Annotated in this window: 20 protein-coding genes; 11 read left to right on the forward strand and 9 right to left on the reverse strand. The window is 61.0% G+C overall.

Annotated elements, in window-relative coordinates; translation table 11 throughout:
* Positions 1 to 338: 338 nt before the first annotated feature.
* Complete coding sequence (locus FSY59_RS02575; protein ID WP_148728414.1) at positions 339 to 905, forward strand: hypothetical protein; 567 nt, start codon at positions 339 to 341, stop codon at positions 903 to 905.
* Positions 906 to 1,329: 424 nt separating this feature from the next.
* Entirely contained in the window at positions 1,330 to 1,713 is a 384-nt protein-coding gene (locus FSY59_RS27280; protein ID WP_172671722.1) for a hypothetical protein, read from the forward strand.
* A gap of 263 nt (positions 1,714 to 1,976) precedes the next feature.
* Here FSY59_RS27280 and FSY59_RS02585 read toward each other — a convergent pair whose 3' ends face one another.
* A complete protein-coding gene (locus FSY59_RS02585; protein WP_003056894.1) occupies positions 1,977 to 2,126 on the reverse strand; it encodes a hypothetical protein in 150 nt (49 codons plus the stop codon).
* A 198-nt stretch (positions 2,127 to 2,324) separates the two neighbouring features.
* On the opposite strand from FSY59_RS02585, the gene FSY59_RS27285 reads away from it, so the two are divergent.
* Complete coding sequence (locus FSY59_RS27285) at positions 2,325 to 2,486, forward strand: hypothetical protein (RefSeq protein ID WP_187427881.1); 162 nt, start codon at positions 2,325 to 2,327, stop codon at positions 2,484 to 2,486.
* Positions 2,487 to 3,055: 569 nt separating this feature from the next.
* On the opposite strand, the gene FSY59_RS02600 is transcribed toward FSY59_RS27285, so the two are convergent.
* Positions 3,056 to 3,925, reverse strand: a complete 870-nt coding sequence (locus FSY59_RS02600; protein ID WP_304513060.1) for an alpha/beta fold hydrolase — start codon at positions 3,923 to 3,925, stop codon at positions 3,056 to 3,058.
* 13 nt (positions 3,926 to 3,938) lie between these two features.
* Entirely contained in the window at positions 3,939 to 4,190 is a 252-nt protein-coding gene (locus FSY59_RS02605) for a hypothetical protein (protein ID WP_003056886.1), read from the reverse strand.
* Positions 4,191 to 4,543: 353 nt separating this feature from the next.
* On the opposite strand from FSY59_RS02605, the gene FSY59_RS02610 reads away from it, so the two are divergent.
* The 3 genes from FSY59_RS02610 to FSY59_RS02620 all read left to right on the forward strand — a co-directional run bounded on the left by FSY59_RS02610 (position 4,544) and on the right by FSY59_RS02620 (position 5,657).
* Positions 4,544 to 4,840, forward strand: a complete 297-nt coding sequence (locus FSY59_RS02610) for a YqjD family protein (protein ID WP_029158817.1) — start codon at positions 4,544 to 4,546, stop codon at positions 4,838 to 4,840.
* 61 nt (positions 4,841 to 4,901) lie between these two features.
* A complete protein-coding gene (locus tag FSY59_RS02615) occupies positions 4,902 to 5,249 on the forward strand; it encodes a PRC-barrel domain-containing protein (protein WP_003056880.1) in 348 nt (115 codons plus the stop codon).
* 84 nt (positions 5,250 to 5,333) lie between these two features.
* Positions 5,334 to 5,657 (forward strand): hypothetical protein, encoded by a 324-nt coding sequence (locus tag FSY59_RS02620; protein ID WP_148728415.1) that lies wholly within the window; start codon positions 5,334 to 5,336, stop codon positions 5,655 to 5,657.
* Positions 5,658 to 5,841: 184 nt separating this feature from the next.
* On the opposite strand, the gene FSY59_RS02625 is transcribed toward FSY59_RS02620, so the two are convergent.
* The 5 genes from FSY59_RS02625 to FSY59_RS02645 all read right to left on the reverse strand — a co-directional run bounded on the left by FSY59_RS02625 (position 5,842) and on the right by FSY59_RS02645 (position 11,342).
* Positions 5,842 to 8,028, reverse strand: coding sequence for a TonB-dependent siderophore receptor (locus FSY59_RS02625; RefSeq protein ID WP_043371888.1), 2,187 nt, complete (start codon positions 8,026 to 8,028; stop codon positions 5,842 to 5,844).
* A 78-nt stretch (positions 8,029 to 8,106) separates the two neighbouring features.
* The gene (locus tag FSY59_RS02630) at positions 8,107 to 8,823 is read right to left on the reverse strand and encodes a TonB-dependent receptor (RefSeq protein ID WP_003056874.1); all 717 of its coding nucleotides are present in this window, start codon (positions 8,821 to 8,823) and stop codon (positions 8,107 to 8,109) included.
* A gap of 168 nt (positions 8,824 to 8,991) precedes the next feature.
* A complete protein-coding gene (locus tag FSY59_RS02635; protein WP_148728416.1) occupies positions 8,992 to 9,351 on the reverse strand; it encodes a DUF3325 domain-containing protein in 360 nt (119 codons plus the stop codon).
* 3 nt (positions 9,352 to 9,354) lie between these two features.
* Positions 9,355 to 11,037: a PepSY domain-containing protein gene (locus tag FSY59_RS02640; RefSeq protein ID WP_148728417.1), complete on the reverse strand. Its 1,683-nt coding sequence runs from the start codon at positions 11,035 to 11,037 to the stop codon at positions 9,355 to 9,357.
* Positions 11,034 to 11,342, reverse strand: coding sequence for a DUF3649 domain-containing protein (locus FSY59_RS02645; RefSeq protein ID WP_003056870.1), 309 nt, complete (start codon positions 11,340 to 11,342; stop codon positions 11,034 to 11,036). The genes FSY59_RS02640 and FSY59_RS02645 overlap by 4 nt, the downstream gene beginning before the upstream one ends.
* Positions 11,343 to 11,802: 460 nt before the next feature.
* Here FSY59_RS02645 and FSY59_RS02650 point away from each other — a divergent pair, with 460 nt between their 5' ends.
* Both FSY59_RS02650 and FSY59_RS02655 read left to right on the forward strand, forming a co-directional pair.
* Positions 11,803 to 12,321, forward strand: a complete 519-nt coding sequence (locus FSY59_RS02650; RefSeq protein WP_029158818.1) for a sigma-70 family RNA polymerase sigma factor — start codon at positions 11,803 to 11,805, stop codon at positions 12,319 to 12,321.
* Positions 12,318 to 13,298, forward strand: coding sequence for a FecR domain-containing protein (locus tag FSY59_RS02655; RefSeq protein ID WP_003056867.1), 981 nt, complete (start codon positions 12,318 to 12,320; stop codon positions 13,296 to 13,298). Before FSY59_RS02650 ends, FSY59_RS02655 begins: the two co-directional genes overlap by 4 nt.
* On the opposite strand, the gene FSY59_RS02660 is transcribed toward FSY59_RS02655, so the two are convergent.
* Positions 13,268 to 13,447, reverse strand: coding sequence for a hypothetical protein (locus FSY59_RS02660; RefSeq protein WP_148728418.1), 180 nt, complete (start codon positions 13,445 to 13,447; stop codon positions 13,268 to 13,270). The genes FSY59_RS02655 and FSY59_RS02660 overlap by 31 nt on opposite strands.
* On the opposite strand from FSY59_RS02660, the gene FSY59_RS02665 reads away from it, so the two are divergent.
* The 3 genes from FSY59_RS02665 (at position 13,446) to FSY59_RS02675 (ending at position 20,184) form a co-directional block, all read left to right on the forward strand.
* A complete protein-coding gene (locus FSY59_RS02665) occupies positions 13,446 to 16,052 on the forward strand; it encodes a TonB-dependent receptor (RefSeq protein WP_148728419.1) in 2,607 nt (868 codons plus the stop codon). The genes FSY59_RS02660 and FSY59_RS02665 overlap by 2 nt on opposite strands.
* Positions 16,053 to 16,196: 144 nt before the next feature.
* Positions 16,197 to 18,236 (forward strand): choice-of-anchor tandem repeat GloVer-containing protein, encoded by a 2,040-nt coding sequence (locus FSY59_RS02670; RefSeq protein ID WP_255439115.1) that lies wholly within the window; start codon positions 16,197 to 16,199, stop codon positions 18,234 to 18,236.
* Positions 18,237 to 18,282: 46 nt separating this feature from the next.
* Complete coding sequence (locus FSY59_RS02675; RefSeq protein ID WP_148728421.1) at positions 18,283 to 20,184, forward strand: hypothetical protein; 1,902 nt, start codon at positions 18,283 to 18,285, stop codon at positions 20,182 to 20,184.
* Positions 20,185 to 20,261: the final 77 nt, after the last annotated feature.

Consider the following 20,261-nt stretch of genomic DNA (forward strand, 5'->3'; position numbering starts at 1 on the left):
ATGCATGTCTGTGAGACAACTTCGCATAAGTCTCGCTGAAGCGCAGTCCGATTTTTGAAGTTGCTCCATGTCAGGCCGGGCCTGGGAGCCTCGTGCATTCCTGGCTGCAGCGGGTTCCGGGCCCTGAACCGATGAGCGCCTGTGGATGGCCAGCGTAGGCTCAGGCCCACCCTCATTTTTAGGTATGCCTGACGCTGTGCCAGGCATATGAGTCCTAGAGTCAAAGTTCGCCCTGCACAACAGAGGCGCACGCTCAGGCAGCGCCGCCGTTGGGCGGGTTAACGATCCATTGCGTACGTCTAAAGGCATCGTGATAACAACCTGAAAAGGAAAGTGTCATGAAGTTCAACCCTAAGCTGGCCATCGTTTACGCCGCAACCGCATTAACCACATCGGCTTTCGCTTTGACTCCCGCGGAACACACAGCAGAGAAGCAACGTATCAGCGCGGAGTACAAGGCCGCCAAAGAGCAATGCAAAACACTGAAGGGCAATGCCAAGGACGTCTGTGAAGAGCAGGCGGAAGGCGCTGAGAAGGTGTCGTCAGCGGAGCTGAAATACAAAGCCGAGCCCAACGAAAAAAACCAGTATGCGGTCGCCAGAGCGAAGGCTGATGCCGATTACGGAGTGGCCAAGGAAAAGTGCGACGACTTCTCTGGCAATTCGAAAGATGTGTGTCAAAAAGATGCAAAGGCCGCGCATGTAAAGGCACTGGAGTCCGCGAAAGTTTCCGAATTTCGAAATGATCCGTCTGCAAAGCCAGGTGATATTGCCAACGCAAGAAAGGACGCCAGCGAGAAAACCAGGGAAGCGGATTACAAGGCTGCCAAAGAGCGCTGTGATCCGTTGTCCGGCGATGTCAAAGAGGCCTGTATAGCGGATGCCAAGAGACGTTTCGGTCAATAAGCTCAGTACTCTGAAGACGTAGGGGCGGAGTTTCATGCTCCGCCTTTTTTCATGTATGCCTCAGATCTGCATGGATATCGATACATCCGGATGTGTGCCTGAGGACCTGTGAAATATGAGGAAGTCAGTACGGGTCGAGATTGTGTATTGCGTGACGCACTGCCCATCGGCTTCAGGAGCTTGATTTTCTTCGGAATGAGGCCTGGGGTACCTGTTCTTTGGCTCATGCCGCCGCCATCTGAATGAGGAATATCTGGCGATCAACTTGACGGAGATCGATCTGGGAGGCGCTGAAGAACAGCATTTGAGAAACACGAAAACTCAAGGCTGGTGCTGTGTGAATCTTGTTACTTTGGGTAAAACCGTTTAGAGCTAGGGATGACTTCGCGTAAGTTGAAGGATCATTCTTACAAACGGGAGGAACATGCCAATTCCAGGAACGCCTGCGCCATTTGATTTAAAGCTGCATGACTGGCTGAGCAAGATTGAAGCCGCAAAGCCATGTCATTGTCAGCAGGACGCGCATGATCTGATCATGAGTTTGTGGGCGCAAACTCATCTTGAGGGCGGTGCTCCTGAAGTGCTTGTACAGGCTTTGCTGAACAGAAAGCTCTGTATCGAAGATGGTTGGCAGGGTCTGGACTCCGATGTCGCGTTTACCGATATTGACGCGAATGTTTCGGTACGAGTCCATCTGCATATGGATGGAAGTGTCGTCATTCAATCGATCGAAGAAGATGCGCCCCAGATTCTGGGTGTGCTGCCAGCTGCGCCACAAGACCAGTTGGTGTCGGTAAGAGTTGGATGAACCCATAAAAGTGCCCGCCGAAGCGGGCAAATTTCAGGGTCGTATCAAGCAGTCCTTCAGCGTGGACAGTCAATGCATTTGAATACTAGGCGATGGCTTTGTTTCCTCGCCGAGTTGCCGCTTATTGCATTTGCACTGCTGCTGATTGAAATTCGGACTCTTGATAGGTTGCCCCATCTGTAGCGGCCAGTAAAGGCTTCGATACTGCTTGTTTGTCAAAGGGTGGCAAACATCTTCACGCCCACTGGTCGCGTTATCACGTCCTATTTTGCCTGTTGCTGCTTCTGCTGACCCTGCTGCTGCCCAGGCTGTTGCTGCTTTGGGGCTTGCTGCTGTTGCTGCTTTTTTTGCTGATCCGCCGCGTTTTGACCTTGTTGATTCACGTTGTTCTGCTGGTTGTTTTGCTGTTGCATAACTCTAGTCCTTCAGTTGAGGTGAACAACAAGCGGTTGCTTGCTGTGGTTCAAGCATGACGCTTCATCAAAAACCACTTTGTAGGAAGTCGGAGACCAAACCTGTCTTTTGTAACGATGAGCGGCATCGACCAGGCTCTGCCATTTACTTGCTTCAGCAGCGACAGTAAGGTGGGATGAAGTCCAAGGAGACAGGTCATGAAAATTCTGAATTCGACCGGCCCCGATGCCCCCAATCTCCCCCCGCTTGAGGATCCGAATCGGCCTCCAGGTATTCCTCCCTCCAAGCCCAAGCCGATCGATCCTCCCCAGGATGTTCCTCCGGTGCAGCTTCCGCCAGAACCTGCGCCCCAGCCCTGAAGGAGGCCGCAGATGCCAAGAGGGGACAAGTCCAAATACACGGACAAGCAGAAGCGCCAGGCTGCACATATCGAAGAGAGCTATGAGGAGCGGGGAGTGAGCGAAAAAAGAGCCCAAGAGATCGCCTGGGCCACGGTGAACAAAGAGTCCGGGGGCGGGAAAAAGTCCGGCTCGGGCAGAGCCAAGCCCCAATCCAAGCCATAGCGACGTCGGCTCAGATCAGCGTCTCATCAGACGGAGTTGCAGAGATGGCTCACAGTCTGCGGCACACTTTTGCAGGCATCTGCACAGGCTTGACGTAAGCGGGCGGGTGCTGTTTGCATTCATTGGCACATGCCTGGCCATCTCGCTGTTGCGAGCCATGGAGAACGCAGCGAGACATCAGATTGCTGCACAGTCAACATCCAGCATGAGGCAGCAGGTCATCATCTGCACATCGCTTTCCTTGAGGCAGGCATGCAAAGCATGAATCGCAAGCGGCGGTACAGCCGTTGCATTCATCAATGCAGGCCTGGTAGGGGGTGGTTGAAATCAAGGCAGACTCTTTCCAAAGCAGCGAAGAAAGAGACTCAGTGAGCCTTGATGAAATCGATCAGCGCCCGATTGAACTCCCGGGCATGCGAGAGATTGCAGCCGTGCGGCCCGTTCTTGATGATATGGATGTGACTGCCTCTCACTGCATCGTGGGTTCTGGCCCCGCTGACCTCCAGAGGAACAATGCGGTCGCTGTCGCCATGAATGATGAGCGTAGGCACATCAATTTTCTGCAGATCGTCGCGGAAGTCGGTTCTCGAGAAGGAACCGATGCAGGCATGGGTTGCCTTCGCCGAGGCAAATGCCGCAATCGTCCTGGCGTACTCGCGCTGTGCCTCGCTGACCAGCAAGCTGCCTGGCGCATTCGAGAAGAATTTCTGCGTGAATTCATCCAGAAAACTCAGACGATCCTGGAGAACGGCCTGCTCCTTCTTCGCAACGTCCGCTTCGGAGACCGCTCCTTGCGGGTTCGTCTCGCACTTGAGCAGGAACGGTGGAACAGCCGCTGCGAACACCGCACATCGGATAAAGGCGGTGCCGTAGGTCCCGATGTAGCGAGCCACTTCGCCGCCGCCCATGGAGAAGCCCACCAAGCAGACTTTCTCCAGTTCAAGCTCCGTGATCAGCTCATTGAGGTCTCTGGCCAGCGAGTCGTAGTCGTAGCCACCCCAGGGTTGGGAGGAGGCGCCAAAGCCTCGTCGGTCATAGGCAATCACCCTGAATCCGGCGTCAACCAGATCGGCAATCTGAGGCTCCCAGGTGCGTCCGCTCAGAGGCCAGCCATGAATGAGCACAACGGGCGGACCACTCCCAAAGTCTTGATAGTGCAGTTTTAGGGGCCTGGAATTGGATTGGGAAATATCAAGGTATGGCATCGGATCTCCTGTGTAGTGACGGTCATGCAAGACGTGAGCCGGACTAGGTCGTTCTTCGGCTACCCAAGGGGCGTCCATCGCTGGCCCTGGCATCGGTATCGACCAGACCTCTTTTGAGGTCGTTGTGGGCTTGCTCCATCTCCGGGTGAACATTGCCGCCGGTTGCATGCAATGACTGATCCCGCTCGTGCGGCAGCTGGGACTCGTTGCCATGTGCCCGCGAGTCGCCCTTTTTCCTGAGATTCACCTTGGCTTCGTCAGGGCTTGCCACCGTCAAATGGTCTTTCGGTTTCATAAGCGCCTCCTTTCGAAACCTCAGTCTGGTGTAGTGACCAGGAGTGCCGTGTAGTCCATGCGACAAGACATGTTCGAAGCTGTGAATGACGTGTCCAGATGCTATGGGTCGATTCACGGATTCAGCGTCGAGAGGTTCGAAGTCGCTTGCCATGACAAACACCGCATACCCCGCACCGACCGGGCATGCGCGGGGCCGGCCTGTTCACGAGGAGGGTTCTGATCCTCAGTTCGAGTGATGAGGACATCGTTGCCTCAGGTCACATTTCAGATTGCCAGGCCCGGGCTCGGCCTACAGCAACTCCAAGCTTGTGTGCTTACTCTGAACCTCACATGTTCACGAAAGGAGCTCACATGAGATTTCGAAAAGCGAATACCGCTGACCTCGCCAACGACCTGAGCCAGTTGCTGGATGACTTGAAGGAAGTCCTCGCCTCCAAGGGGCGCGATGCGGATCCGGCAGCGTCGCTGCTGTTCAGCAAGGCAGCATCAACGCTGGAGAAAGTGAGAACCGCCTCGTCCAATGCAGTTTGCGAATCCAAGGCCGCAGCGCAGGCTGCGGATGCCTATGTACACGACTCACCCTGGCGTGCAGTGGGCGGGGCATTGGCGGTTGGCGCACTGATTGGATTGGTGCTCAGCCGGCGTTAAGCAGTCGAAATTCTCAATAGCCACCGGGCTTCCCGGTGGTCGGTTCAAACAAGGAGTTCACATGATCACCACATCCGCTCTCATTTCATCGTCCAAGGTGGACGGCACCAAGGTATATAACCCGGCTGGCGAAAAGCTGGGCTCGATCGAGTCCTTGATGATCGACAAGATATCCGGCCAGGTTCGCTACGCCGTCATGGCGTTTGGCGGTTTCCTGGGGATGGGTACTGATCGTCATCCATTGCCATGGAGCACTCTGAAATACGACGTGAATCAGGAGGGCTACGTTGTTTCCCTGTCCAAGGAACAACTGCGTGAAGGACCTCGATATCCCGTGGACACCGTGCCCGAATACACCGATGAGTACGGAAGGCGTGTCCATGACTACTACGGCGTGCCGTGGATCTGAATCAGCCCGGCACTGCAGCGCTCATTGTCGTGAGCGCTTCACACCAGCCGCCTCTGCCGATGCGGCTCTTTCAAGGAGTTTGTTATGAACGGCAATCAGCATTCCGCAGCCAGTACCACGGAATATCGCGCAAACGACAAGCCCTCAGAGAACAAGGCATCTGAGCCGACCGTCATTGCCGAACAGCATAGAAGTGAGTCCGCGACCCCCAAGAACATGGCTGGGAATGCAGTTGCCAGCACGCCGCCTGCTGTGCCTGAGCAGCCAGCCAATCCCCATCCATCGCAGCAGCCACAATATCCTGCGGATCCGATGGACCCCTCCGATCCCAATAGCCCGAATCCGATCGAAGGCGGAAGGGAGGAGCTGTTCCCCAGGGAACCTGCCAAGCAGCCTCCCAACGAGTAGTTCTTGCGTGCGCTGAAGATCGATGGCTGTTGGACAGAGAAGATAAGGCGGCGGCAACCGCTTGCACGTGCAGCATGCCGGACCGAGTGCAGCGGCTGCACGGGGGCAATGCTTGGAGCCCGCCAGTATGGCAGGCCCCGGGGAACCGGGACGGAAACTCCTGTTGCCGGCCCGAGCTGCTCGCTCAATAGCGATAGCTGGCAGTCAGCAGGAAGTTGCGGCGTTCGCCGTAGAAGCAGTCGCCACGCGACAGACATTGGGTGATCACCACCTTGTCGCCGATATTGTTGGCATGCAGGGCCAGGCGCCAGTCGCCAGCGTCATAGGCCACCATCGCGTCGGCCAGCAGGGCAGAGGGCGTGTCGATGGCAGAGGTGCCGCTCCACTGCGGCCCGATATAGCGCAGGCCCGCGCCAACGCTCCAGCCGCCGCGGCCCTGGGCCGCAAAGCGGTGCATTAGCCAGCTCGATGCCATATGGCGTGATACCGCTGCTACACGCTGGCCCTGGTCGCCAGCGTTGCTGCGGCTGATCTTGGCGTCGGTATAGGCGTAGGCCAGTGTCCAGTCCCAGTTTCTGGCCAGGCTGGCGATCAGCTCGGCTTCAAAGCCCTGGGTTTTGACCTCGCCCAGCTGCAGGCTGTTGAGTGGGTTGGCTGGGTCATTGGTCTTGCGATTCTGTTCGCGCAGTCCATAGACCGCGGCATAGCCAGACAGACCTTTGCCCTCCGGAATCCATTTGACGCCGGCTTCCAGCTGTTTGCCGCGTTGGGGCTTGAACGGCGTGCCATAGAAATCCACACCGCCCAGTGGCTGGAAGGATTCCGTATAGCTGACATACGGTGCCCAGCCGCCGCCGGCCTGGTAGGTCACGCCCAGGCGCTTGGTGGTGGCAGAGTCGTCGGCAGCCGCAGCCGGGCGACCTTCGGTCTCGGTTTTGGCCTTGTCGTGACGCAGGCCCACCGTCGCGGTCCAGGGGCCCCAGCGCAACTGATCTTGCAGATAGAAACCGAGCTGGCGCTGTGCCACGTTGGGCGCACGTACCAGCTGGGAGGCCGAGGGCGGCATGAACGTGCCATACACGGGGTTGTAGACATCCAGGGCTGTGCCTGGCCCGCGCCAGTTGGACTGGTTGCTGGTGTTGCGCTGCCAGTCCATGCCGGCCAGCAACTGGTGTTGTACCTCGCCGGTCTGCAGCAGGCCTTCGAGCTGCGTGTCGACCAGCAGCATGCGTCCGCCGTTGATCTGCCATACGGCATCGCGCTGTACGGTGCGGCCATTGGCGTCAAACACCGGGCGAGCAGGGCGGCCGGTGGCTGCATTGGCGGCAAAGCTGGTGTAGAGCGTACGGTAGTCCACTTCGCTGATGGTGCGGCGCAGGTTCTGGCGCAGTGTCCATTGCGAGTTCAGGCGGTGGCTGAACAGATAGCCAAAGGATTTGTTTTCGGAGTCGTACTTGTCCCAGCCTGGTTCGCTGATAAAGGTGCGGGTAGGAATCTGTCCGTAGGGGCTGGGCAGGCGCGTGCCCTGCCAGGGAAAGAACTGGGTGATGGAGCCGCTCTTGTCCTTCTGGTACAGGGCTTGCAGCGTGAGCGAGGTATCGGTGCTGGGACGATAGGTCAGGGAGGGCGCAATCACCACGCGGTCGTCCTTGACGTGGTCGACCTGGGTGTTGCTGTCGCGGCCCACGGCCACCAGGCGATAAAGCCACTTGCCTTCCTCGTCTATGGCGCCGGTCATGTCGCTGGCAATCTGCTTGCGACCGTGGCTTCCAAGCTGAATCTGCACCTCATTCAGCCGCTCGGCCTGCGGGCGCTTGCTGGTCAGGTTGAGCACGCCGCCCACGCTGCCCTGGCCGTAGAGCACGGAGGAAGGGCCGCGCAGAAACTCCACGCGCTCCAGCGTGTAGGGCTCGACCTTGATGTTGTTGTAGGTGCCGTAAGTGCGCAGCAATCCGTCCTGGTACTGGCTGACATCGCCGCCGCGCGCCTTGAAGGAGTCCACGCGGTTGTCGAAATAGCTGGAGTTGATGCCCGCCGTATAACGTGTGGTTTCACGCAGGGTAGTCACCCCCTGGGCCTCGAACTGGTCGCGCGTGACCACGCTGATCGATTGCGGCGTTTCGATCAGGGGCGTATCTGTCTTGGTGGCCGAAATCGCCCGTCGTGCGACAAAGCCGGTGACCGGGCCTGTGGCGGTTTCGCCGGCCAGATTGTCTTGCACGGTAACAGGAGCGAGCGTGACTTCTGCATTGCTGTTGGTGCTGGTGGTGGAAGGCGGGGTCTGAGCCTGTGTGCCCAGGCTCAGACAGGCCAGGGTACTGAGCAAGGCCAGTGATCGTCGGTTGGTTACGCCGGGAAATGGGGAGTTCATGGTGCGGTTGTCAAATGGCTGCTGCGGAGAAGGACCGTCAGGGTTGGAGGGTTTGCTGGCGCGGCATGTGCTTGCATGTCAGGGCTTGGCGGCTGCAGGCAGGGCGGGTGATGGCATGCCGTCTTCGACGCTGAAGCTCAACGTGGTCACATAGCTGGCCTCGCCATAGCTCTTGCCTTGCGCCTCGCCGCCTTGCTTGTGGCTGTGGTGCACCTCGGCCACATACAGTCCCTTCCAGGGCAGGGCAAAGTTGACGCGGCCTTGCTCGTCGCTTTGTGCCTCGCGCGACCAGCCTGACGGTGCGACGATCTGCACCTTGGTCTTGGGCAGTGCCATTCCATTGAAGCTCACCATGAGCTGCCCCGGCGTGCCTGTGGGCACCAGATCAAGGGCCTGGGCATTGGCGGCCACGGCCTGTGCCGGCGTTGCCACCCAGCGGGCCGCAGGCACCCATAGCAGGGCTGGCTCATTGCGCTTGCTGCGGTCGATCAGGGGATAGGCGGCGCTGGCAAAAAGGGTTTGGGCCTGACTTGCGGCGTTGTAGCTGAAGCCTGTGGCATTTCGTTGGCCGCTCAGTTGCTGTGTACCGCTGGCTGTTTGCTGGGCCAGCGTGGGCGTGGCCAGAAATTTGTCCAGCGCACCGGGCGAAGTCTCGCGCAGGTTGTCGTTGAACTCGCCAAAGAACAGCTGGGCCTGGCCGCCATTGTTCTCCAGCCAGACCTGATGGGCCTGGGCCGTGCCAAGGCTGGCAAGCACAAAGGTGGCGAGGCCTAGGGCATGATGAAAGTGGCGCATGAAAATCTCCTTGGATGCTGGTAGTTGAATGAAGGGCTATGCTTGAGCGAAGACTGTCGGGCCGGTGTCCACACGCGAGTGCCGAGCCGAGGCGTGACCCTGCGCTTTCCTCGTGCTTGCGGGTCATCGATGGGCGGCGGCTGGCCCGGGCGGGTCCGGCTCGGTGTCTCAATGACCGAAGCGGCTGAAGCAAAAAACCAGTAATGCCAGGCCCAGCGCTGCCAGGCCGAGCACGGGCAGGCGCGGCGCTTGCCAGGTGGCCAGGGCGGTGGCGGCCAGAGCCGACAGGCACAGAGCTGCGGTCCAGGCCGTCGCCGACAGGGCGACGCTGCTCGCAGCCGGAAAGCACAGGGCAATGCCCAGGGACAAGCCCAGCAGGGCCCAGCCACTCTTGAACAGGCGCTGGCGCAGCAGTGCGGCTGCAGGGGCTTCACTTTCCACCCCGGGCCAGGCGTCTTCGTGATGTCGGTCCATGGCCAAGGCCAAGGCCGTCCAGGCGGCAAAGCACAACAGAAAGTCGAGCAGCATCTGCTAAGCCTCCTGCGCCGTGCTGTCGCCGGGAATCCGCGCGGCGTTGGGTTTGCGCTCGGACTTGGCAGGGCCTGCATGTCTGGCTACGGGCAGGGGCTTGTGCCTGAGCAGATGCCGGGTGAGGGCGGCAAGCATCAGTCCCGTGGCCGCAAAACTCAGGTCCATGCCGGCCCAGCTCCAGTCCAGGGCTGGCAGGCTGATGCCCAGATGGGTGGAGGTGGTCAGGGCATTGACCAAGGGCAAAAGCAGATAGGCGAGGGCGGCCAGGCCCAGGACCAGTGCCCAGCCCTGGCGTGAAGGCCGGATCAGGCCCAGCAGCAAGGCCAGTATCCAGATGCCGAAAAAGCAGGACAGCTCGGCATCGGGTCGGCCTGGCATTTCCAGGGGCAGCAGCCGGTTGGCCAGCAGATAGGCCGCGATCGCCAGCGGCAGGCCGCCCATGAGGCCGATATTGAAACTTGCCACCAGCCATTCGCCAAAGGGCAGGGGGGCGGCAGGCGTCTTGCGCAGGGCCTGGGCGCGGCGCTTGACGGACCACAGTATCAGTCCCGAGGCAATCATCAGCGAACCCAGGACGCCAAAGCCAAACAGCACCCAGCGCATCCCGGTATCGGCGAAGCGCCCCAGATGCAGGCCATAGAGCACGCCATAGGTCTTGATGGCCGGGCCTTGCGGATCGACCTGGGTCTGCAGCTGGCCGCTGCGGCCGTCGAAACGCAGCCGCGCCGGCCCATATTGCAGTCTGTCGCCGTCATGGCGGGTGATCTCCACCAGCGGGCCCTGGCTGTCGCTGCGCACCGTGATGCTGCCGACACGGCCGCCTTGCCATAACAGACTCGCCTGGCTCAGCATGGGGGCCAGATCCAGCATGGGCAGGGGCTCGGCCTGCGCGTTGCCGCCGCGCCTGGCGCTGCGTGCACCGGGAACATCGCCCTGCAGCTCGGAGAAATAGCTTTGCGTGTCCGTTCCTTTGGCGCCAGGGTAGGCGGCGGCTATGCCGGACGGCATATACATGGCGTGAAAAATCATCAGACCGCTGAAGGTGATCATCAGATAAAAGGGCAGCACCAGCACCCCCGAGACGTTGTGTGCGTCCAGCCAGGCGCGCTGTCCGCCCTTGCGCGGGCGAAAGGTGAAGAAGTCCTTGAAGATGCGGCGATGCGTGACCACGCCGGTCAGCAAGGCAATGAACATCATCAGCGTGGCTACGCCCACGATCCAGCGCCCCTGGATCGTCCAGCGCCCTTTGTGGGCGGTGCGAAGTTCGAAATGGAAGCGGTAGTAGAATTCTCCGCCAGCGGTTTCGCGGGCCTGCAGTGCTGCACCGGTCTGCGGGTGCAGCAGCAAGGTCTCGAAGCGGCGGTTGGGCTTGTCGCGCCACAGTACATTCACGGCCGGCGTGCGTTCATCGGGCAGGCGCATGATGAAGTTGCTGACGCCCGGCGCATGCTCGTGCAGCGCCACCTGGGCGCGTTGTGCGACGTCGCTGTCGGACGCGGGCAGACCATGCAACTCGGGCCGCATCCACAGATTGAATTCGTTCTTGAAGAAGCTCAGCGTGCCGGTGACGAAAATCGCAAACAGAAGCCAGCCCAGAATCAGACCTGACCAGGTGTGCAACCAGGACATGGCCTGGCGAAAACCTTCCTGCTCGGGCTGGTGCGTGGTTCGAGAGCCGGTCATGCCTGCACTCCCCACCACGATGTCCCGTAAATCACTGTCCCCAAGAGCAGCGTAGGAAGAAGCACTCCGGCCCAGGCAAGCCAGGCTGTGCGCGCATAGAAGGTCCAGCCAATCGCCATGGCGTAGACGACCCAGGACAGCAGGGTGGCCGTCATCACCGCCTCCACGCGACTCATCAGCAAACTCAGCAGCAGACTCAGGGCGGCGGTACTGGCGGCTGCGAGCGCATAGCCGCCGAGGGCGGCAGCCAGGCTGCGCGAGGCAACGGCAAGCCGGTAATACGCAAGGGGGGCGCTGGCTTTCATGCCGCCTCCTGATGCGCTGGCGGGCGGCAAGGATTGCGGCATTCAGAAGCCGCAAGGACAAAGCGCGGGCGAAACGCCCGTGGCAAGGGAACGCAGTTAGACGGGAAGCTCAGCATGACAGACAGACAAACGGTGCGGCTGGTTCGCTGGCTGGCTTGTGTCAAGAAATCATGCTGGCGCGCGAAGAAATGTAAAGCCGAGTATAGACTTTATTGAGAATGATTTTTATTTGTTTCTTGATTCGGCTTGCAAGGCCTAGGAAGGCGGTATACGCAGGTTTCCGATCACTGGCCGGTGTCTGTCGGGCAGGCCCTTCCCGGAGCGTTGGGCTATTCATGACTGGGGATCAGCTCTGCATTCCCCTGAGCTATTCAAGGATAAGCATGGTATGTGTTTCAAATGAATACAATTGAGAATGATTCTCAGTAATTAAATTTGAGCCGTACGGAAATCATGAGCCATGGTTGGTGTGCAAGCTAGTTCTTCTTCTCTTTTACACACGCTTTATTGCGACCACCACGGATGGCTGGTGAACTGGCTGAGGCGGCGAGTGCATTGTGTGCAGGACGCGTCAGACCTGGCGCAGGATACCTATATGCGTCTGCTCAGGCAGTGCCCGGAGGAGTTGCAGGAGCCGCGGGCCTTTCTCGCCACGGTGGCACGCAGCGTGCTGATCGATCATTGCCGGCGCATGTCTCTGGAGCGGGCCTATCTTGAGACCTTGGCCCAGATGCCGGAGCCCGTATGTCCTTCGCCCGAGGAGCGGGCCATTGTGCTGCAGGCACTGGAGCAGATAGATCGCATGCTGGACGGGCTGGGTGCCCGCGCGCGCAGTGCCTTTTTGCTGGCGCAGCTCGATGGGCTGACCTACAAGGAAGTGGCTGCGCGTCTGGGTGTGTCCCTGAGCTCGGTCGAGAAATACATGGCGGCGGCCTTTGCGCACTGCTACCGCATCGTTTATCTGGATGCCGCGGCATGAGCGCAGCTCCGAACGAGCCATCGCCGGAGGTGGTGCAGAAGGCCATCGCATGGCTGGTGCGTCTTCAGGGGGGCAGTGCCTCCGCAGCCGTCTGGGATGAGTGCAGGCTCTGGAGAGAGGCCGCGCCCGAGCATGCCCTGGCCTGGGAGCGATTGCAGGGCATTCAAAGTCGTTTTGCCGCCATGCCGGCGGTACCGGCCGCTCTGGCGCAACAGACCCTGAATGGCGCGAGCAAGCATATGGGGCGGCGCAAGGCCATGGGCCTGATGGCCATTGCGATGGGGACCGGGTGTAGCGTACTGATCGCGAATCGGCATTGGCGCGACAGTGCCTTGCTGGCCGATCTTCGTACCGGAGTGGGTGAAGTGCGCCGCATGGTGCTCGCCGACGGCTCCGTCATGCTGATGGACACTTCGACGGCCGTGAACCTGCGCTTCGATGAGGGCGAGAGACGCCTGGTTCTGATCAAGGGGCGCATTGCGCTGACCTCGGGGTCCGACAGCGAGGCGCAGCGCTATCGTCCTTTGTTCGTGCAGACGCCACACGGTCAGGTGCGAGCGCTTGGCACCCGCTTTCAGACGCAGGTGCGGGAGGACGGCACCCAGGTGCAGGTATTGAGCGATGCCGTCGAGCTCAGACCTCAAGCGACGTCACAAGTCCAGCTTCTGCGTCAGGGCGAGCAGGCCTGGTTCGATGCTTCGGGAGTTCATGAGCTGAAGGCCGGCGACGGTGACGGCGACGCGTGGACGGATGGGCTGCTGGTGGCCCGAAGCATGCCGCTGTCGGTCCTCGTGGCGCAGCTCGGCCGATACCGGGCCGGCTATCTGGCTTGCGACGAGCGTGTGGCGCAACTGCCTATCTCCGGAGTGTTCAGTCTGAGGGACACCGAGCGCAGCCTGGATCTACTGCAGAAAACATGGCCTCTGGAGTTGCGTCGACGCACGCGTTACTGGGTCACGCTGGTGCCGCGCGGCTGAAATTTTCTGACTGGTCGCACAGGCACAAAAAAATTCAAAAAAACATTACGGGTTTGGCGAGCTGCTTCGTCCTTGTTAACAGTAGCGCCTTGAAAAAGACCGCCGTTTGGCAGGTCTGACATGGCGGCTTTCAGAAAGGACTTATTCATGCTCCCCCGTCGCCTGCCACGCATGCGTGCATCCGCGCCTAGGCACCCCGCCGCACTTGCCCTGACCGCTGCCGCAGTCAGCCTTGCCTGGGGCACGCTGGCGCCGGTGGCTGCCCATGCGCAAATCGCGTCCCAGGCGAGCAATCAGGCGTTGCGTTCGTATTCAATTCCCGCAGCTCCTGTGGAAGCGGTGCTGAATCAACTGGCCCGTGAGGCTCAGGTCATGATCGCGTTTGATCCGGCCCTGGTGCAAGGCAAGCAGAGCCGAGGATTCAAGGGCATGGCAACGGTTCAAGCCGCGCTGGATTCGCTGCTGGAGGATCATCCGCTGCAGGCGCAAAGCGAAGGGCCGGGCGCATGGCGTGTTCGGCCGGCAACTGCCCGTTCCCCGAAAGCGGCACAAGGCGCACGGGCCGGTGTGCAGGAACGCAATCTGGGCGAGGTGCTGGTCGTCGCGAAAAAGGATGCGCGCCAGCAGGTGTTCGAGACGGCAGCCTCGGTGGCCGTGGTCACGCGCGAGGAGATCGACCGTTTGCCACCGCGCAATACTGCCGATGTTCTTGCAGAGGTGCCGGGTGTCTACACCTCGCAAAGCCGCAGGGATCCGGGGGTGTCGGTGAATATTCGCGGCATGCAGGATTTTGGCCGGGTCAACGTGATGATCGACGGCACACGCCAGAACTACCAGCAAAGCGGACATGGCTCCAACGGCTCGGTGTATCTCGATCCGGAAATGCTGGGCGGTGTGGATATCTCCAAAGGACCAACCTCCACAGTGGGCGGCGCAGGGATGATTGCGGGGGTTGTCAACTTCCGCACCCTCGAAGCAGACGACCTGATAATGGACGGCAGCACCCGCGGCGCCCGGCTGAATCTTTCGAGTGGCAACAACGGCTATCACTTTGCCGGCAGTGCGGCTCTGGGCCTCAAGCCCCGTGAGGACCTTGATCTGGTAATGCTGGTCAGTCGCAAGAAAGTCGGCGAATTTGAAAAGGGCCGCCGCGGCTCCATGACGGACGATGTGGATGGTCAGGTTCATGGCGTGAGCCAGCTGACCTCGCAGGATCAGACTTCGGTATTGCTCAAGAGCACCTGGCGTTTCGCGCCTGAACAGCAGCTCAAGTTCAGCTATATCGGCATGGATGCGAAGTTCGGCGAGAAGCCGCAGTCGGCCAGTGGCGGTGGCATTCTCAACCATGTCCGTACCGATACCTTGCTCGCCAACTACGCGTGGAACCCGTCCGCAAGCGCTCTGGTGGATCTCAAGTCCAGCCTCTACTACACCCGTACCCGCAATCAGGCGCATCGCTACGCGGGCGGCACGCTGGACCCCTATGCCTATGACCTGCAGTACCAGACCAGTACCGTGGGGGGGACGCTCGAGAACACCTCCCGCCTTCAGTGGGGAGCCAGGGATGCAGCGCTGCTCAAGACCGGAGCGGAGTTCTTCCACGACTGGACCGACCCGCAGGCACAAGCGCTCTCGGTGGGGGCGGATGCCGGCACGACGGCGCTGTATGCGGGCTCGACCCCGAAAGGCAAGCGCACCGTTGCCAGCTTGTTCGGGGAACTCAACTGGATGCACAGCGACTGGCTGGAACTAACAGGTGGCCTGCGCTATGACTGGTACGGCATGCAGGGGGATGGACGCATGCGCGTCGGCTCGCTCATCAACCCTCCGGGCGTGCGCCCCCCGTCGACGGCGCTGTACACCCGCTTCAAGGCTGATCGCAACGACGGCGCTTTCGCACCCCGCTTGGCGCTGGCCGTCAAACCGGTGGAGCCCATACAGCTGTTTGCCAGCGTGGGCCGGGGCATGCGTCCGCCAGCACTGACGGAGGCGTTGATGTGGGGCCAGCATACGGGCAGCCTCTTTCCCTACTACCCCAACCCGGATCTGCGCGCAGAGCGCTCGCGCAACTGGGAGGTCGGGGCCAATGGCATGTTTGACGATGTGCTGAGCAAGGGCGACAAGCTGCGAGTGAAAGTGGCCTGGTTCAACAACAAGGTCAACGACTATGTGACGCTCGCGCGCATCATGTCGCCCATCGATACCGCCGGGGGCGGCTTGCTGGGGCCCTATGCCTACGTGAATCTGCAGGACCCTTTTCGCAGCAAGGGCCTGGAGCTGCAGGGCGACTATGACAACGGTCGCGTCTTCGGCAGCCTCAACTACACCCACATGCTCGTCAACATCGGCAAGGGTGGTTATGACTCCTTCCCTCTGGGCAGTCTGACGGGCTACCCCAACAACAATCTGGGTCAGTCGGGCGACGCCAACATCTGGTATGTGCTGCCGCCCAGAAAGACCGCCAGCCTGAGCGCCGGTGTGCGTCTGCTCGACAAGAAGCTGACGCTGGGCGGCCGCATGCGCTTTCAGTCTCCCAGCACCAACAGCAGCGTCTGGACCACGCAGGGCGAGCGCTACAACCAGAAATCCTGGCGTCTGTTCGACCTCTGGGCAAGCTACGAAATCACTCCCAACGCCACCTTGCGTGTGTCCATCAACAACCTGCGCGATCTGAACTACTCCGAGATGCAGGGCGGCAGCTATTTCATCGGCCCTGGCCGTACCGCCATCGCCACCTTGTCCATTCAGTTCTGAGCCGCGGCCCGGGCCCGCGCCTTGCCGCTGCTTCCATCCGTCCGTCTTTTCCCAAAGGTCCCTGTGATGTCCTTTTCCGCTCTTCATGGCAGGCCGCTGCATTGGCCCGCTGCAGCCTGCATCGCCGCGGCGCTTTGTGCCGCCATGCCATCCGCAGCGCAGACCAAGGTCAGCGATGCCCGGCTGACCATGCTCACCGCATTGCGGCCCGCCGGCGACGATGTCACCACGCCCGACGGAACCATTGGCTGGCCCGGGGCGCGCTTCCCTACCTCTCCCCCACTGTATGCGGTGCGTCCCGGATCCAGCGCAGGCTATCTGTTCGGAGGCTTCAACGGTGGCGGCCCCAACGTGCTGTCTTCGCAGATGTATACCTCGCTGGGCATGTACACCATGCGCGCCGGAGTCTCGGTCTACGAGCGCGTGGCCTACAACCCCGTCAATGACCTTCACGGCCGTATTTCGAGCACACCGGTGAAGGCCTCCGATGGCAGCCTCTATGCAGTAATGAGCAACACCTATGGCGAGAGGTACGCGGGCAAGAACCAGCCCAGCGACATCGTCTACTCGCCCGCAGTGGGCCTGGGTGTGATCGTGCGTACCGACTACGACGGTGCCAATTCAGGCGTCCTGCAGGGAACGAAGGGGCAGCTGTATTCGCCCAACGGTGCACTGGTCATTGATGCGCAGGACAACTTGTATGGCGTGGACAAGGGGCCCAAGGGACAGGGGCGGGTTTTCAAGATTGATATCGCCTCCGGCAAGGTAAGCACGCTGCATGAGTTTTCGGCCGGACCCTCGGGCATGCGCCAGTCTGTGAACGACCTGATTCTGGGGCAGGACGGCCTGCTGTATGGCGTGACTGCCTACAACCGCGGCCTCCCACTGGCTGCGTCGACGCCGACGGCAGCGAGCACCCCCACGGGAACGCTCTACCGTATCAACCCGGTCGACGGGAGCGGCTTTACCGTGCTCCATACCTTTACGCTGGCCGAGGGTGAAATCAATGTCCAGGACAACGTCACCAACGAGGGCTTTGTGCTTTACCCCAGTGGCATTGCCTATGAAGCAGGGGTGACGGCAGGCGGTGACGTCACCAACCGCACCTTGGGGGCAGGGCAGGAGCATGGTCTGTCGTCGCTGATCGATGGTGGCGACGGCTATCTGTATGGCGCAACCTCGGTCGGAGACTGCTATGTGTACGCGAACAGCACGCTCACCGGCACCTTCATCAAGAGCATCACGCGCGACAACCCTTCTTGCGGATCGCGCAAGTGGGCTCCAAGCGCGACGCTGAGTTACGGCAGGGATCTGCCCTACTACGATGGTCCCAGGCCCTATGGTGCGCTGTATCGCATTGCCAAGAGAGGCGGGCCTTTGCAGATCCTGCATACCTTCAGCGATACCGACGGGGCAACGCCACGCGGGCCCCTGGCGCGAGCTGCGGACGGCGCTATCTACGGCACAACCCTGTCCGGCGGCGCCAATATGTGCACGCCGTCCAGTGCAGCGGCCAATTCCGAAGTGGGTTGCGGCACCGTCTACCGCATCCGGCCGGCAAATATTGTGGTGAATGGCGAAGGACTGGTCACGCAAGGCGGCTTCGAGCTGGTGCATTCCTTTTCGGGCACGGATGGACGCAAGCCTGTGGGCCTGCGCGCGGGCGGTGACGGGCGCCTCTATGGCGCAACCGCCATGGGAGGCCATTATCTGAACAGTGCCGGACAGGTCGTTCCCACGGATTTCGGCACGGTTTTCCAGCTCGCCGTGGATTCGGCCGAAACCCCGCGTGCCGATGCCAGTCTGGTGGCTAGCGCCGGTGAGATCAAGGCCGGTGAAACCGTCTCATTGACCTGGATCACCAATAACGCCAAGCAATGTTCTGCGGCATCGACAGCAGGCGACTGGGTGGGCTCGGTGGCCACACAGGGCAGCGTCGAGCTACGTCCGGCCCGGGGCACCTATCGCTACACCCTGACCTGTGATGTAGCAAGCGGTGCTGCAGGTGCCCAGGTCTCAGCTTCCACCGTGGTCTATGTCAGCACTCCGGCGACCGCCGAGGACGGCAACCAGGTCTCCTACGGCAATGGCGGCGGCGGGCCTCTGGCTTTGTGGCTTTTGGCTCCCTTGGCGGGCCTGGCGGTGTACCGCCGTCGCGAACGCCACTCCCAGACGCTCGGCTGAGCGTGTCCTTTTCACATCGTTTTTTACACCAGGAAAGTCAATGGCAATGAATTCAATCCAACCCGCTCTGCGGCGTGTTGCACGTGTCGCATTTCCCGCTCTGGCACTGGCTCTGCCCTTGGCGCATGCCGTGGCTCAGACGCTGCCAGCCGCCTTCAAGCCCACGGTGTTGCACAAGTTTGGCGGCACCAACAACGGTGGTGCCAAGCCGGCCGTGCCACCGGTGCTGGCTGCTGACGGCCGCCTCTATGGTCACACTTTCCTGGGCGCGACGGCCGTTGCGCCGGCCTTCTGGGGCCAGGGGACGGTCTATGGCCTCGACACCACGGGTGCCAACCACCGCTTCGAACTGCTGGGCAGCATCTACCAGGGGTCGACCCCGCTGGTTCCTACGGCCGATGGTGGCTTTCTTGTTGCTGGCAATGGTGCCGTGCCACCGGGTGGCTTTCCCTGGGAAACTGCAGGCGCAGTCTTCAGTATCAAGGGCGGCAAGGCTGTGGCGCTGCCCGCACCCAGCTTCAAGCCACTGGGAACCATGGCCCTCGACACCGCAGGCAATCTCTATATGGGCTCGGGTGAATCGGCATCGGCTTGCGGCGTGAGTACCACGGCCAATATTCTGTGGCGCATGAATGCCGATCAGAGCTACTCCAAGGTGTTGAATTTCTGCGATTACGAGGAGCAACAGGGCAACAAGCAGTTGCATCCCAAGGGAGGTGCGCCGGTGGCCAGTCTGTGGAGCAGCAAGGACCAGGCCTTGTATGTGCTGACCGGGGTTTCGGCCGATGGGGTGGTGGACAGTACGCTTGCCTCGGACTACCAGGGGCGCTCGGTGGGAACGCTGGTCAAGTTGAGTAAGGCTGCCATCGAGGAAGGCGTTGCCGGAAAGGGCGCGCTGGATTCGTCCAAGGTCGAACTGCTGCACACCTTTATGCGAGCCCGCGATGGTGAGCCAACGGCCAAGGGCGCGCGTGTGTTGGGCATGGTCGAGGTCGGTGAATGGTTGTACGGCACGACGCAATTCAATGCGCCCACGGCGGGCAATGCAATGGACAACCGTTACGGCGGCACGATCTGGCGTGTGAAGAAATCGGACCCCAAGAGCTTTGCCGTCGTGCACTATTTCCGCGGCGCTGGCACTGTGGCACTCGATGGCACGGCGCAGGCCGACGGTAGCGCTCCATCCGGTCCGCTGGTTCTGGCCGCAGACGGCAATATCTACGGAACGACGGCCACCGATGGTTCGACCATGAACACGCCCAAAACCGGCCTGGCCACGCCGTATGGCGCGGGAACTCTGTACCGCATCAAGGTTGGAGCCACCGCCGATCACGCGGACGACAGCTACGAAGTCCTGCATCGTTTCGATATGGGCAGCGAAGGCGGAAGCTTGACCGGCCTGAGCGCCGGTGCGGTCGCGGGTGGTGTGCAAAAGCTCTATGGTGCGGCCAACGTCGGTGGTGACGGCCAGCCGGTGACGACGACGGCTGCCGCGCCCGGCAACGGCACGATCTTCTCCTTTGACGTACCCCTGCCTACAGCGTCATTCAGCGAAGCGCTGACCGCCTCTGTGGCCACGGCTGCTGTCGGATCCACCATTCACCTGAGTTGGGCCACCAACCAGGCCAGCAGCTGCACGGCCAGCGGTGCCTGGAGCGGCGCGCAGCAGACCAGCGGCAGCAAGGTGCCCGTGGTACTGGCGGTTGAGGGAGAGAACAGCTTCAGTCTGACTTGCAGCAGCCAGAACGATGGCCAGCCCGTGACCAGCAAGGTCACGGTGCAGGCCACCGCAGTCACGCAGCCCGGAACGGGTAGCGGCGGCGGCACAGAGACGGGCAACAGCAGCAATGGCGGCGGCGGAGGAGGTCCTTTGAGCGCCTGGTTGCTGGCGCCGCTGGCGGCACTGGCCTGGGCACGCCGTCGCAGCTTGAAGTCCTCGCCGAACTGATGCGAAACCTGGAGCAGGGTGACTCCGGGCTGGACCAGCCCGGAGCTGCTTCGCCATCGAATTGAAGTCAGGAAATA

This window comes from Comamonas sp. Z3 (genome assembly GCF_008121565.1).
Taxonomy (GTDB): domain Bacteria; phylum Pseudomonadota; class Gammaproteobacteria; order Burkholderiales; family Burkholderiaceae_C; genus Comamonas; species Comamonas brasiliensis.